Consider the following 13,793-nt stretch of genomic DNA (forward strand, 5'->3'; position numbering starts at 1 on the left):
CGCTCAGAAGTTCACCTGGGGAGCCTGCCGCTGCTGCGGATCGTCGACCTCGAACAGGGCGGCCGGGCTGAACGAGAACATGCTCGCCACGATGCTGCCGGGGAAGCGTTCCCGCTTGTTGTTGTAGCCCATCACCGCGTCGTTGTAGGCCTGCCGGGCGAACGCGACCCGGTTCTCGGTGGAGGTCAGCTCCTCGGTCAGCTGCATCATGTTCTGGTTGGCCTTGAGGTCCGGGTACGCCTCGGAGAGCGCGAACAGCCTTCCCAGGCTCTGGGTCAGCATGTTCTCGGCCCCGGCTAGCTGCTGCATCGCTGCGGGGTCGCCCGGCTTACCGGTCGCGGCGGCCTGCGCGTCGACCGCGCCGCCGCGAGCGGCGATCACCGCTTCGAGCGCCTCACGTTCGTGTCTCATGTACCCCTTGGCAACCTCGACGAGGTTGGGGATGAGGTCGTGGCGTCGGGTCAGCTGTACGTCGATCTGGGCGAACGCGTTCCGGAACGCGTTACGGGCGGTGACCAGTCCGTTGTACACCGCGACGCCGTACCCGGCGAAGACTACCACAACTATACAAATCAGGCAGAAGAGCCCGATGGCCAGTTCCATGTCCTCCTGCTCCCTGCCTCGCCAGCGGTGACGCAGCGACCCCGGCGGCCTGCACTGATAGCTCGCCCGAGCGTACGCCACCTGCACCGCAGCCGGGCCGAACCAGAGCGGCCGGTCAGGGCACCGGAGCACCAGTGAGGTCGACCGGCCGTCCGTGCCGCCAGAGGTGTTCGAACTCGTCACGGAAGTGTCGGTACCACTGCAGACTGGCGGTGGTCAGCGTCATCATCGGTTCGGCTGCCGACGGGCGGTGGGAGTAGAGGTCGACGTGAATGCGTCCGGTCTCCTCGTCGGCGTCCAGCAGGATCATCCCCGACGCCGGCACGAGCGGCAGCAACCGTACCTCCAGGGAGCCGGTGCCGGGACGGGCGGTACGGGCCAGCTCGCGTAACAGGTCGAGAGTAGGCCGGGCCCGGTTGACGAAGATGTCCCGGTCGTCCGGAAGGGTGGCCCGCCGGGCGGCCTCGGCCGGTACGGAGGTCGCCGGGTCGATGAGCGCCACTCTGATGCGGGCACCTGCGGCAAGCCGGCTGGCGATCTGATCGACCTGGTTACGCAGGGTCCGGCCGAGGGTCACCCCGACTAGGGCAATGTCCTCGACGTCGGTGAGGTCGACGTCTGCACCGGAGGTGGAGGCCCGTAGCGACATCCCGCCGGACGGCTGGGCCGGCAGGTGCCGAATCAGCCGTACCGCGCCGTCCAGCCGGCGCACCACCTGGTCCAGCTGCCGGCGCTCCCCGGCCACAGTCGTGGTGAGCAGGGCCAGCGTTCCCAGCGTCGCGGCAGCCACGGTGGCGGTGTCGACCACGTCAAGGACGCCGAGCAGACCGAGCGCCAGGGCGAGCAGGACGGTGATTACGGTGTCCAGCCGGTGGCTGAACAGACCACGCCTGCGCGGTGGCCAGGCGCGAACCGGACCTGGCATCGCATCCTCCTGGTACGGCAGGTGCTGCCCGGACCGGGTCCGGGCAGCACCTGTCAGCGGCGTGCGTCCCACAGGTAGGGCAGCACGCGGTGGAACGCCCGGGCGGCGTTTCGGGCCGCCAGGTCGTGGTCGCGGTGGCCCTTTGCCGCGTCTGCATGGTCGGAAATGCCGCGGAGCACGAGCCAGCCGGTGAGCCCGGTACCGTCGGCGAACTCCTCCCGGAAGCCCTGTACGAGGCCACCGGACTCGGTCTCGACAGCGAGGCACTTCTCCTGGAAGTCATGCAAGAACGTACGGATCCGGGAGTGTTCGTCGGTGATCACCGCGCTGCCGGAACCCAGCGGCCCGCGTCGTACGCGGAAGTCGCCGCCGTGATCCGGTGAGGGAATTCGCAATGGCTCGCCCTCGGTGCTGAACAGGTCGTTTACCGCGATGGTCAGTGCCGCCGTCAGCGCCGTCGACTCGCCCCGCCAGCGGGGACCGTCCGCGGTGTCCCGATGGTTGTCGTAGAAAATGATCTGGTCGGCGAGGACCACGTCGCCGACGTCGAGTTGGGCGCTGATGCCACCGGCGATGCCGACGAGGGCGATGATCGGCGGCGAGTACCAGTGCCGTAGCCGGGTGTAGGCGGCGGTGGCCGACAGTTGCCCCCGGTCCAGGGTCTGCATCAGCACCGCTGTGCGCGGCCCGTGCGGAGTCTCGAAGGTGGCCTCGTGCACCCGGCTGCCGTCGGGGAGCACCTTGCGGCGGTACTCCTCGGCCTGCTGGAAGACCTCGACGACGGCGCGCGTCTCCTGCGGCAGTACGGTCAGCACACCCAGATCGGCCCGCTCCTGGGCGGGGTCGGTTTCGGACTGCTGCGGTACGGCACGGGTGTCGCCCCGGTGTGGCGTGGCGCCGCCGGAAACCGGGTTGAACGAGTTGGAGATGTTGCCGGTGCGTACGTTGCCGCTGGCGTAGAAGCCGCTGTTGTGGCTGACGCCTGGCTGATTCATCAGATGCTCACTTCCGGACCGGGTTGAACGAGTTGGAGATGTTGCCGGTCTGCACGTTGCCAACGGCGTAGAAGCCGCTGTTGATCAGGACGTTTGCGCGCTGGCGGAACTCGGTGACGTCCACCCCCTGCTCGACGAGGAAGTCGAGGGTGGCGGCGACCAGGCGGCGAGTGACAATCTCCTGGTACTTCGCGACGTCCTGGTTCTGGAAGTCGTTGCGGACCTCGTCGAAGGTGGCCAGCTCGCGAACTCCGACCCGGGCGCCCCGGTCGATGCCGTACGGCAGGGCCGACCGACTCGTCGCGACGCGCCGGATCAGCGACCGTACGACGGTCCGGGCCAGGTTGACCGGAGCCATCGCCACCACCTGCGGTGATTCGGCCAGACCGGACAGGGCGGCCCTGGCGTAGGGCAGTAGTCCGATGCTGCTGACGTCGTCAACGATCCGGTACTCGTCGCGGCACGGGGCCAGCGCGCAGGTGGCGATCTCGAGGTAGAGCGTGCGGCCCTGCAGCGCGAAGTGCGCGTACACGGTGGTGACCAGCTCGCCCCGCCAGGAGGTGACCTGGCAGGCGAGGTAGTGCCGGCGGGCGTCGCGCGGCTGCCGGATGATGTCCACCATGGTGGGTCCCCAGGTCATCTGGGCTAGTTCGGTGGTCTCGGTACCCGCGGTGAAGACCTTGTCCACCACCGTCAGGCCCGGCAACAGGTGCTCCGGCGAGTCCGCCTGGCTGAGCGTCGCGAGCCGGTCCCGGACGTATCCGACGAGCTGCTCCGCAGCGAACGGGAGTTCGTCGATCTCCCGCTGTGACTCGGAGGACCGGTCATCGAAGCCCTGTTGCGGGCGGATCATCCGGACGGCCAGGTCCGAGATTCCCAGGACCTTTCCCGATCCGACGAAGGGAGAGTAGCCGGAGTAGACGATGGTGTTCCCGCCCTGCTGCCGCAGGATCTCCTGGATCCGGCCGTCCGACGGCAGGGCCGGCGGACGGCTGGCGGGCCCATGCTGCGCGGCCTCGTGCCACCGGACGATGTTGGCGACCACGGTGGGCCCGAACGCAGCGCACAAAGCCATCACGGCTCCGATATGGACGACTACCAACAAGCTCGTGACGGGGTCTTCGCCTTGGAACGCCTGACTGGTCACCAGGAGGCTGGCGGAGCCGAAGAGCAGGGCCAGGAACAGCCAGAACGCGCCGATGCTGACCAGACTCGCGACGGCGGAGCCAACGATCCGGCTCAGCCGTCGCGACTCGTCGACGGCTGTCCGGTGCAGCGAGTCGCGCACCAACCGGATTGTCGAGACAACCGACTGCACGGCGCCGAGCAGCATGCCGGTCGCCAGGATGCCGAACCCTCCGATGCAGAGGCTGAGGAGCAGCACTCCGACGATGACGGAGTCCCGGATGGTGAGGATGCGCCCGGCCTGTCGGCAGTGCCCGAGCACGGTGCCGAGGTCGAACCCGTAGGACGGTGCCACCGCCCGGGTCGGCTGGTCGTACACCTCCCGTAGCGCGGCCCGGCAGAACCGCTCGTCGAGGTACGCGCCGACGACAAGGTGTCGGGTAGCTGAGGTGGGCGCCACCGCCACCGCCACCGTCGGCGTCGGCGGTTGCGGTGTGGCCGGCTGCGGCGTGGGCGGCCGCTGCGGCGGCACGGGGGAGATCTGATCGGTCATGAGGGCGACCTCCGGGGAGGGTGCTGAAATCGGATCGCGGTTGAACGACGACCGGGCGGGACCGGGTCGTCACAGGTAGCCGATAGATATCGTCAGGCTGACGATATCAGTTACCAAGCGTAAGTGGGCAATCGGTTATCGTCAAGGTGACGATTGGATACACTCGGGCCGTGAACGGTCGAGGAGTAGTGACCCTGGTGTCACTGACGGTTGACCTGGTCGTGTTGACCGTGCGGGACGAGCGGTTGCACGTGCTGCTGATCGAACGAGGCAAGCAGCCCTTTCTGGGCAGGACCGCCCTACCTGGAGGGTTCGTCGGCGCCAATGAGGACTCCGGTGCCGCCGCCCTGCGGGAGCTCGCCGAGGAGACCGGGATCGACGGCCGCGCCCTCCACCTCGAACAGCTGTACAGCTATACCGAGCCCGGGCGCGATCCGCGAGGCCGGGTGGTCAGCATCGCGTACCTCGCGCTCGCTCCGGACCTGCCGCTGCCGGCGGCCGGCACCGACGCGCGACACGCCAGGTGGTCGCCGGTCGACGAGCTCGGCTCGGACGACCTCGCCTTCGACCACGCCACGATCCTGGCCGACGGAGTCGAACGGGCCCGCGCCAAACTGGAGTACACGACCCTGGCGACGGCGTTCTGCCCGCCGACCTTCACCATCACCGAGCTGCGGCGGGTGTACGAGGTGGTGTGGGGGATGGGTATCGATCCCCGCAACTTCCACCGCAAGGTGGTCAACGCCGACGACTTTCTCGTTCCTACCGGCCATCGCCGGGTGACCGACGTGGGCCGGCCCGCCGCGCTCTACCGTGCCGGTGGGGCGACCGTGCTGTATCCGCCGATGCTGCGCAGCGGAAGCCACGGGCCAACGGCGGGACAGCGCTGATATCGAGTCCGGCCCACCGGACCGAAGGGCCGCGCCTAGCTGGGTGGTGCCCCCGGTGGGATTCGAACCCACACTGTCGGAGGTTTGAGCTCCGTCTCTCTACCGGTTGGAGTACGGGGACCTTTGTCGGGTCTGGGGCCCGGCTACGCCAAGCCTACCTACTACGCTGAAGGCGGTGACACCCAACCCGGTGGGTGTCGGGTGGCAAGCGTTGGGGGTAGGGGTACGTGGCCGACAGGCAGGCGGGTGCCGAGCGCAGGCGGGTGCTGATCGCGGAGGATGAGGCGTTGATCCGCCTCGATCTGGCGGAGATGCTCCTGGAGGAGGGCTACGACGTGGTCGGCGAGGCCGGGGACGGCGAGACGGCCGTCCGGCTCGCCGAGGAGCTCAAGCCCGACCTGGTCATCCTTGACATCAAGATGCCGATCATGGACGGGTTGGCGGCGGCCGAGCGGATCGCCGGTGGCCGGATCGCCCCGGTGGTCATCCTCACCGCGTTCAGCCAGCGGGACCTGGTGGAGCGGGCCCGGGCGGCGGGTGCGATGGCGTACCTGGTGAAGCCGTTCCAGAAGAGCGACCTGGTGCCGGCGATCGAGATCGCGCTGTCCCGCTACTCCGAGGTGGCCGCGCTGGAGTCCGAGGTCGCTGGCCTGACCGACCGGCTGGAGACCCGCAAGGTCGTCGAGCGGGCCAAGGGCATGCTGATGACCTCGTACGGCATGACCGAGCCGCAGGCGTTCAAGTGGATCCAGCGGATGGCGATGGACCATCGGATGACCATGCGCGACGTCGCCGACCGGATCCTGGCCGAGACGCCCGGTGAGGCCGCCAGCCAGCAGCAGTGAACCGAGGCCGCCAGTCAGCAGCAGAGCGGTGACGCCGGCGGCAGCAGTGAGCCGTCGCCCCGGCATCGGCGTCGGGGGATGACAGCCGACGCGTGTTACAGCCATACGGGCAGTCAGGCCACGCTACGTAACGTTTTTGTCAACGGCCCTTCCTGGACCTTACGGCGTGCCCGGCAGGTGGGATAGCGTCCCGCCCCAAGGCCGGGATAGCGGCCGGGTGCGTGCTTCCCGCAAGAGCCAATCGGCAGTGGGTGGTTCGGGCCAATTGGATCTAGGAGGTTTCGAGCCTTGAAGCGTAATCTTGTCCGCGTGCTCGGCGGCGTCGCCATGATGGCGCTCGTCGCGGGCGGCGCCGCCTGCGGCAGCGGCGATGGCGACACCACGGAAGCTGGCGGCGATGCGTGTGGTTACAAGATCGCCTTTTTCGGGGCGCTGACCGGCCCCTCGGCGGCGCTCGGCATCAACGAGAACAACGGCGCGGCGCTCGCGGTCGAGCAGTACAACGAGGCGAACCCGGACTGCAAGGTCGAGCTGGTTGGGCTGGACTCGCAGGGCAGTCCGGACCAGGCGCCGGGTCTGGCCCAGCGGGCCATCGACGACGACAAGATGCTCGGCGTCGTCGGTCCGGCGTACTCCGGTGAGTCGGAGGCGGCCGGTCCGCTGTTCGCCGAGGCCGGTCTGGTCACCATCACCCCGTCGGCGACCCGGCCGAGCCTGGCCGACCAGGGCTGGCCGACCTTCTTCCGTGGCGTCGGCAACGACCTGAGCCAGGGTCCGGCCGCCGGCGTCTACATCCGCGACGTGCTGAACGCGGAGAAGGTGTTCGTCATCGACGACCAGTCTGCGTACGGTGCCGGGCTGGCCGACGAGGTCAAGAACGTCCTCGGCGACCTGGTCGTCGACTCCGACAAGGTCCAGGGCGAGGGCAAGCAGGTCGACTTCTCCGCGACCGTCACCAAGGTGCGTTCCTCGGAAGCGGACGCGGTCTTCTTCGGTGGCTACTACCAGGAGGCCGGCCTGATCCGTAAGCAGCTCACCGACGCGGGCATCACCGCGACGATGGTTGCCGGTGACGGCGTCAACGACCCGGCGTTCGTCGAGTCGGCCGGTGCGGCCGCCGCCGAGGGCACCATCCTCACCTGCCCCTGCCAGCCGGCCACCGAGGCGCGCGGCAGCTTCGCCGCCGACTTCGAGGCGCTGCACGGCAGCCCGCCGGGCACCTACAGCGACACCGCCTACGACGCGGCGAACATCATGCTCGAGGGCATCAAGGAGGGCAACACCACCCGCGAGGCGCTGCTCGAGTGGGTGCGTGGCTACGAAGGCGAAGGCGTCGCGGCCAGCTACAAGTTCGACGACAAGGGCGAGATGGACGTCAACCAGGTCGTCGTCTGGGCGTTCAAGGTCGTCGACGGCGAGGTCGTGGCGGACCAGGAGATCCCCAAGCCCTGATCTGCCCGATCGGCGAGATCAGCTGTCTAGCGGGTGCGGCCGGGAGCACGCTCCCGGCCGCACCCGACTCTTTTCCCAGCCCTCGATGGAGCACCCTCCTTGGACGTCAACGGACTGCTCTCGAACTTCGGAGAGCTCACCACAACCGGCTTGACACAGGGCGCCATCTATGCCCTGGTCGCGCTGGGTTACACGCTGGTCTACGGCGTACTCAGACTCATCAACTTCGCCCACTCCGAGGTCTTCATCGCCGGCGCGTTCGCCGCGCTGTGGACCTGGGGCGCGCTCGGCCTGACCCAGGACTCGGTGGTCAGCGGAGTGGGCCAGATCATCTTCTACTTCCTGATCGCGATGGTCGCCGCCGCGCTGGCGTCGGCGGCGACCGCGACCCTGGTCGAGCGGGTCGCGTACCGGCCGTTGCGCAAGCGCAACGCGCCGCCGCTGGCCTTCCTGATCACCGCGATCGGCGCGTCCATCGTGATGGCGGAGGCGTTCGGCATCTACACCCGGCGGTTGCCGCAGGGCCTGCCGACCATCGTCAGCAACGAGCCGTGGTTCACCGTGGCCGGGGTGCCGGTCAGCATCGTGCAGGTGCTGACCGTCGTCGCGGCGCTGGGCATGATGATCGGCCTTGACTTCTTCATCAACCGCAGCCGAATGGGCCGGGGCGTGCGGGCGGTCGCCCAGGACCCGAACACCGCCGCGCTGATGGGGGTCAACAAGGACCGGATCATCATGATCATCTTCGTGATGGGCGGCCTGATGGCCGGCGTCGCCGGCCTGCTCTACAACGTCCGCATCGGGGTGCTCACCTACAGTGTCGGCTTCCTGCTCGGGCTCAAGGCGTTCACCGCCGCCGTGCTCGGCGGGATCGGCAACCTGCGCGGCGCGCTGCTCGGCGGCTTCCTGCTCGGCGTGGTCGAGAACTACGCTTCCGGCCTGTTCGGTACGCAGTGGAAGGACTTCGTGGCCTTCGCCGTGCTGGTCGTCCTACTGATGTTCCGGCCGACCGGCCTACTCGGCGAGTCCCTGGGGAGGGCGCGGGTATGACCAGTCTGCGGACCAAGCTGCACGACGCACGCGGCCAGCTCTCCGACCGCTGGCACCACATGCCCAAGTGGACCCGCTGGGTGCTGATCGCCGCCGTGGTGGTGTTCTTCTATGCCCTGCCCAACGAAGGCTTCTACCAGCACCTCGGGCCGATCCCGACCACCGAGTCCAACTTCGGTCAGGTGCTGTTCACCGTCTCCATCTACGTGCTGCTGGCGGTCGGGCTGAACATCGTGGTCGGCTTCGCCGGCCTGCTCGACCTCGGCTACTTCGGCTTCTTCGCCGTCGGGGCGTACACGGTCGCGGTGCTCACCTCGCCGAGCAGCGACCTGAAGACGCTCTGGCAGTGGGAGATGGCGCTGCCGCTGGCGATCGGCATCACGATGATCTCCGGTCTGATGCTCGGCACCCCGACCCTGCGGCTGCGCGGCGACTACCTGGCGATCGTCACCCTCGGCTTCGCCGAGATGATCCGGATCGCCGCGGTCAGCTCCGAGTTCCTCAAGGGCCAGCGCGGGCTCAACCAGATCCCGCACCCGCCCGGCGAGTACGCCGACGGCAAACCGGTCTTCGGCGTGCTGGACGCCCGCCCGTACTACTGGCTGGTGCTCACCCTGATCATCGTGGTGGTGATCCTGGTCAGCAATCTCAACCGCAGCCGGGTCGGCCGGGCCTGGGTCTCGATCCGGGAGGATGAGGACGCCGCCCAGCTGATGGGGGTGCCCACCTTCAAGTTCAAGCTGTGGGCGTTCGCCATGGGCGCGGCGATCGGTGGCCTGGCCGGCGCGTTGTTCGCCGGCAAGCAGAACTTCGTCAGCTCGCAGAACTTCGAACTGCTCAACTCGATCATCATCCTGGCCGCGGTGATCCTCGGCGGCTCCGGCAACATCGTCGGCGCGATCGTCGGTGGCGGCCTGGTGGCGTACCTGATCGAACGCTTCCGGGGCATCGAGCTGTTCGGCGTCGAGCTCTACGAGTACCGGTTCCTGGTCTTCGGCCTGACTCTCGTCGTCATGATGATCTTCCGACCGCAGGGCCTGATCGCCAACCGGCGACGATCCGCCGAGTTCAAGGACCGCCGTAAGGAGGTGGCCGTCGGTGGCTGACACCGAAGCGACCGGGACCGGCCCGACCGCCGTGACCCGCGAACCCCTGCTCGAGGTCGACCACGTCACGCTGCGCTTCGGCGGTGTGGTCGCCCTGGACGACGTGGACTTCACCCTCTACAAGGGCGAGATCCTCGGCCTGATCGGTCCGAACGGGGCCGGCAAGACGACCTGCTTCAACGCGATGACCGGCATCTACCGGCCCACCGAGGGCGAGATCCGGTTCCGCGGTCAGCGGATCACCGGCAAGAAGCGTCACCAGATCACCAAGATGGGCATGGCCCGGACGTTCCAGAACATCCGGCTCTTTCCCGAGATGACCGCCCTGGAGAACGTCCAGGTCGGCGCGGACGCCCACCACAAGACCAGCGTCGTCTCGGCGATGCTGCGGCTGCCGAGGCACTGGCGCGAGGAACGTGACGGCCGGGAGAAGGCCCGCGACCTGCTGGACTTCGTCGGCATCGGGCACCGGATCGACGAAATGGCCCGCAACCTGTCGTACGGCGAACAGCGGCGGCTGGAGATCGCCCGGGCGCTGGCCACCAGCCCGGTGCTGCTCTGCCTCGACGAGCCGGCGGCCGGATTCAACCCGGCAGAGAAGGAGGAGCTGCTCCAACTGATCCGGCAGATCCGCGACCGGGGCGTCACCGTGCTGCTGATCGAGCACGACATGCGTCTGGTCATGGGGGTCACCGACCGGATCGTGGTGCTGGAGTTCGGAAAGAAGATCGCCGAAGGTCTGCCCGCCGAGGTGCGGGACGATCACCGGGTGATCGCCGCCTATCTGGGAGTGCCCGACGATGCTGCTTGAGATCGACGACGTCAGCCTGCTGTACGGGCGGATCCAGGCGCTGCACGGCATCAGCCTGACGGTGAACGAGGGCGAGATCGTCGCACTGATCGGTGCCAACGGTGCCGGCAAGTCCACCACCATGCGTGCGATTTCCGGCATCCGGCCGATCGCCGCCGGGCGGATTACCTTCGACGGCGAGGACATCTCCAAGCTCCGGGCCGACCTGCGGGTCCGGCGCGGACTGTGCCAGGCGCCTGAGGGCCGGGGGATCTTCCCCGGCATGACGGTGCTGGAGAACCTCGACATGGGGGCGTACACCCGGCGCGACCGCGCCGGTATCGCCGCCGACCTGGACCGGGTGCTGGGCCTGTTCCCCCGGCTGGCCGAGCGTCGCAGGCAGCACGGCGGCACGCTGTCCGGCGGCGAGCAGCAGATGCTCGCCGTGGGCCGCGCGCTGATGAGCCGACCGAAGCTGCTGCTGCTCGACGAGCCGTCGATGGGGCTCGCCCCGATGCTGATCCAGCAGATTTTCGACATCATCGTGGAAATCAACCAGCAGGGCACCACGGTCCTGCTGGTTGAGCAGAACGCCCAACAGGCGTTGTCCCGGGCGCACCGTGCGTACGTGCTGGAGACCGGTCGGATCGTCAAGTCCGGCACCGGCGCCGACCTGCTGCACGACCCGGCCGTCAAGGAGGCGTACCTCGGTGTCGCCTGACCCGGCACCGGTACGACCCGACCACCCCCTCGGAGGAAACGTGACCACCTCACATCACCGGATCCGGCGGGCCGCCGCCGGCATCGCCGGGGCGCTCGCTCTGCTGCTGGCCGTCGCCGGCTGCGGTGAGCAGGACAGCGTCGAACAGCCCGGCGGCGACGCGCCGAGCGCGTCGGCCGACGACGAGCTGGCCGCGCTCGTCCCCGACGAGATCAAGGCCGACGGCAAGATCCTGGTCGGCGTCGACGCGACCTACGCTCCGGCGGAGTTCCTCGACACCGACGGCAGCACCGTCATCGGGTTCGACGTCGACCTGTTCAACACCGTCGCGGGCAAGCTCGGTCTGACCACCGAGTACGTGCCCAGCCAGTTCGACGACATCATCCCCGGGGTGATGTCCGGCAAGTACGAGATCGGGGTCTCCTCGTTCACCATCAACGACGAGCGCAAGGCCCAGGTCGACATGGTGTCCTACTTCTCGGCCGGCACCCAGTGGGCGTCACGGGCCGGGGAACCGGTCGACCCGGACGCCGCCTGCGGCAAGCGGGTGGCGGTCCAGGCCGGCACCGTGCAGGTGGAGGACATCGAGGCCCGCTCGGCGGCGTGCGTCGACGCCGGCGACCCCGAGATCGTCATCGAACAGTTCCAGGGGCAGGACCAGGCGACCACCTCGGTGGTCTCCGGCAAGAACGACGCCATGCTGGCCGACTCGCCGGTCTGCGCGTACGCGGTCCAGCAGACCAACGGCGAACTGGAACTGTCCGGTGACATCTACGACTCGGCGCCGTACGGCTATGTGGTCGCCCAGGACCAGGCCGGGTTCGCTGACGCCCTGGCCGAAGCGCTCGACGCGATCATCGCCGACGGCGGCTACGAGCAGGCGCTGAGCAACTGGGGCGTCGAGGCGGGCGGAATCACCGACCCGGCCGTCAACCCCTGAGCCCCGGCTGCCGATGTCCGCGGACAACCCTTCCTCCCCGGACGGCGTGACGCCGTCCGGGGAGGCACTCCCATCCGGGCGGCCGGCGCCCGAGTCGGGTTCGCCGGAGCCGGCACGTGACCGACCCGAGGCGATCCGGGCGGTGCCGGTGCGCCGGCCGGGCCGCTGGTTGGCGGTCGGCGTGCTCGGCGTACTCGCCGCGATGTTCGTCCACCTGCTGGTCACCAACGACCGGTTCCAGTGGACGTTCATGGTCGACAACATGTTCCGGCCGCCGATCGTCGAAGGCGTGCGGACCACCATCACGATGACCCTGCTCGCGATGGTGATCGGCGTCGCGCTCGGGGTGCTGGTCGCGGTGATGCGCCTGTCCGGCAACCCGGTCCTGGCCGGCGTCGCCTGGCTCTACACCTGGTTCTTCCGGGCGGTACCCCGGGTGGTGCTGCTGGTGCTCTTCGGCAACCTCGGCATCCTCTGGGAGCGGCTGGAGTTCGGGCTGCCGTTCGACCGTCAACTCGGCGCGCTGTTCGGCATCACCGACTTCGAGGCCCGGATCTGGGGCTTCGACGCCCGTACCGCGATCAGTGGTTTCGTCGCCGGCCTGCTCGGGCTGGCGTTGTCCGAGGCCGCGTACATGGCGGAGATCGTCCGCGCCGGCATCGGCTCGGTCGACCCAGGCCAGGCCGAGGCGTGCGCCGCGCTCGGCATGAGTCAGGGTCTGACCCTGCGTCGGGTGGTGCTGCCCCAGGCGATGCGGGTGATCGTGCCGCCGACCGGAAACGAGACCATCGCGATGCTCAAGGACACCTCGCTGCTGGCCTTCGTACCGGTCACCAACGAGCTGTTCTTCCAACTGTCGGCGGTCGGCTCGCGGACCTTCCAGGTCTTCCCGATGCTGGTCGCCGCCTGCCTGTGGTATCTGGCGCTGACCAGCGTGCTGATGGTCGGCCAGTCCTTCGTCGAACGGCGGTTCTCCCGCGGCTTCGGCACCGTTGCTGCGAAGGGGACCTGATGACCACGCCGCCCGCCGGGTCGGACACCCTGATGGTGCACGCCGAGAACGTGCACAAGTCGTTCGGCCCGGTCGACGTGCTCACCGGGGTGGACCTGGCGGTCCGGCCCGGTGAGGTGTGCTGCGTGATCGGGCCGTCCGGCTCCGGCAAGTCGACCTTCCTACGCTGCATCAACCACCTGGAGAAGATCGACGCCGGGCGGATCCGGGTGGACGGGGAACTGGTCGGCTACCGGCAGCGGCGCGGCAGACTGCACGAGCTGCCCGCCCGGGAGGTGGCCGCGCAGCGCCAGCAGATCGGCATGGTGTTCCAGCGGTTCAACCTGTTCCCGCACATGACCGCGCTGGACAACGTGATGGAAGCGCCGCTGCGGGTCCGCCGCCAGCCCCGGCCGGCGGTCCGTGAGCTGGCGGCGGCGCTGCTCGACCGGGTGGGCCTGGCGGACCGGGCGGGCGCCTACCCGGGGCAGCTGTCCGGTGGGCAGCAGCAGCGGGTGGCCATCGCCCGCGCGCTGGCCATGCGGCCCAAGCTGATGCTGTTCGACGAGCCGACCAGCGCGCTGGACCCGGAACTCGTCGGTGAGGTGCTGGACGTGATGCGGGACCTGGCCCGGGACGGGATGACGATGATCGTGGTGACCCACGAGATCGGTTTCGCCCGGGAGGTCGGTGACTCGCTGGTCTTCATGGACGGCGGGGTGGTGGTCGAGTCGGGCGTACCCCGGCAGGTCCTGGCCGATCCGCGGCACGACCGGACCCGGGCCTTCCTCAGCAAGGTGCTGTGAC

The 13,793-nt window shown here is 68.8% G+C and carries 14 protein-coding genes and 1 tRNA gene; 10 read left to right on the forward strand and 5 right to left on the reverse strand.

Annotated features, from left to right (window positions below; genetic code table 11):
- Window positions 1-3: 3 nt before the first annotated feature.
- From O7543_RS01855 to O7543_RS01870, 4 genes are all read right to left on the reverse strand, one after another.
- A complete protein-coding gene (locus tag O7543_RS01855; RefSeq protein ID WP_281550470.1) occupies window positions 4-603 on the reverse strand; it encodes a LemA family protein in 600 nt (199 codons plus the stop codon).
- A 115-nt stretch (window positions 604-718) separates the two neighbouring features.
- Entirely contained in the window at window positions 719-1,528 is an 810-nt protein-coding gene (locus tag O7543_RS01860; protein ID WP_281550469.1) for a hypothetical protein, read from the reverse strand.
- Window positions 1,529-1,581: 53 nt separating this feature from the next.
- On the reverse strand, window positions 1,582-2,523 hold the full coding sequence (locus O7543_RS01865) for a hypothetical protein (RefSeq protein WP_281550468.1): 942 nt from the start codon (window positions 2,521-2,523) through the stop codon (window positions 1,582-1,584).
- 7 nt (window positions 2,524-2,530) lie between these two features.
- A complete protein-coding gene (locus O7543_RS01870) occupies window positions 2,531-4,201 on the reverse strand; it encodes a hypothetical protein (RefSeq protein ID WP_281550467.1) in 1,671 nt (556 codons plus the stop codon).
- Between the two features lie 197 nt (window positions 4,202-4,398).
- Between O7543_RS01870 and O7543_RS01875 the strand changes: the two genes are divergently transcribed.
- A complete protein-coding gene (locus O7543_RS01875; RefSeq protein WP_281550466.1) occupies window positions 4,399-5,091 on the forward strand; it encodes an NUDIX domain-containing protein in 693 nt (230 codons plus the stop codon).
- Between the two features lie 44 nt (window positions 5,092-5,135).
- Here O7543_RS01875 and O7543_RS01880 read toward each other — a convergent pair.
- Window positions 5,136-5,212: transfer RNA gene (locus O7543_RS01880), tRNA-Leu, on the reverse strand.
- A gap of 106 nt (window positions 5,213-5,318) precedes the next feature.
- Between O7543_RS01880 and O7543_RS01885 the strand changes: the two genes are divergently transcribed.
- From O7543_RS01885 to O7543_RS01925, 9 genes are all read left to right on the forward strand, one after another.
- Window positions 5,319-5,936 (forward strand): response regulator, encoded by a 618-nt coding sequence (locus tag O7543_RS01885; RefSeq protein WP_281550465.1) that lies wholly within the window; start codon window positions 5,319-5,321, stop codon window positions 5,934-5,936.
- Between the two features lie 288 nt (window positions 5,937-6,224).
- On the forward strand, window positions 6,225-7,388 hold the full coding sequence (locus tag O7543_RS01890) for a branched-chain amino acid ABC transporter substrate-binding protein (protein WP_281550464.1): 1,164 nt from the start codon (window positions 6,225-6,227) through the stop codon (window positions 7,386-7,388).
- A gap of 99 nt (window positions 7,389-7,487) precedes the next feature.
- Window positions 7,488-8,438, forward strand: a complete 951-nt coding sequence (locus O7543_RS01895; RefSeq protein ID WP_281550463.1) for a branched-chain amino acid ABC transporter permease — start codon at window positions 7,488-7,490, stop codon at window positions 8,436-8,438.
- Window positions 8,435-9,544: a branched-chain amino acid ABC transporter permease gene (locus O7543_RS01900; RefSeq protein ID WP_281550462.1), complete on the forward strand. Its 1,110-nt coding sequence runs from the start codon at window positions 8,435-8,437 to the stop codon at window positions 9,542-9,544. The genes O7543_RS01895 and O7543_RS01900 overlap by 4 nt, the downstream gene beginning before the upstream one ends.
- Entirely contained in the window at window positions 9,537-10,355 is an 819-nt protein-coding gene (locus O7543_RS01905; RefSeq protein WP_281550461.1) for an ABC transporter ATP-binding protein, read from the forward strand. Before O7543_RS01900 ends, O7543_RS01905 begins: the two co-directional genes overlap by 8 nt.
- Complete coding sequence (locus tag O7543_RS01910) at window positions 10,345-11,055, forward strand: ABC transporter ATP-binding protein (protein WP_281550460.1); 711 nt, start codon at window positions 10,345-10,347, stop codon at window positions 11,053-11,055. Before O7543_RS01905 ends, O7543_RS01910 begins: the two co-directional genes overlap by 11 nt.
- A gap of 40 nt (window positions 11,056-11,095) precedes the next feature.
- On the forward strand, window positions 11,096-11,995 hold the full coding sequence (locus O7543_RS01915; protein ID WP_281550459.1) for an ABC transporter substrate-binding protein: 900 nt from the start codon (window positions 11,096-11,098) through the stop codon (window positions 11,993-11,995).
- A gap of 142 nt (window positions 11,996-12,137) precedes the next feature.
- Window positions 12,138-13,007 (forward strand): amino acid ABC transporter permease, encoded by an 870-nt coding sequence (locus O7543_RS01920; RefSeq protein WP_281550458.1) that lies wholly within the window; start codon window positions 12,138-12,140, stop codon window positions 13,005-13,007.
- Window positions 13,007-13,792 (forward strand): amino acid ABC transporter ATP-binding protein, encoded by a 786-nt coding sequence (locus tag O7543_RS01925; RefSeq protein WP_281550457.1) that lies wholly within the window; start codon window positions 13,007-13,009, stop codon window positions 13,790-13,792. Before O7543_RS01920 ends, O7543_RS01925 begins: the two co-directional genes overlap by 1 nt.
- The last annotated feature ends 1 nt before the right edge of the window (window position 13,793 follow it).

The sequence above is a fragment of the Solwaraspora sp. WMMA2080 genome (assembly GCF_027497395.1).
Classification (GTDB): domain Bacteria; phylum Actinomycetota; class Actinomycetes; order Mycobacteriales; family Micromonosporaceae; genus Micromonospora_E.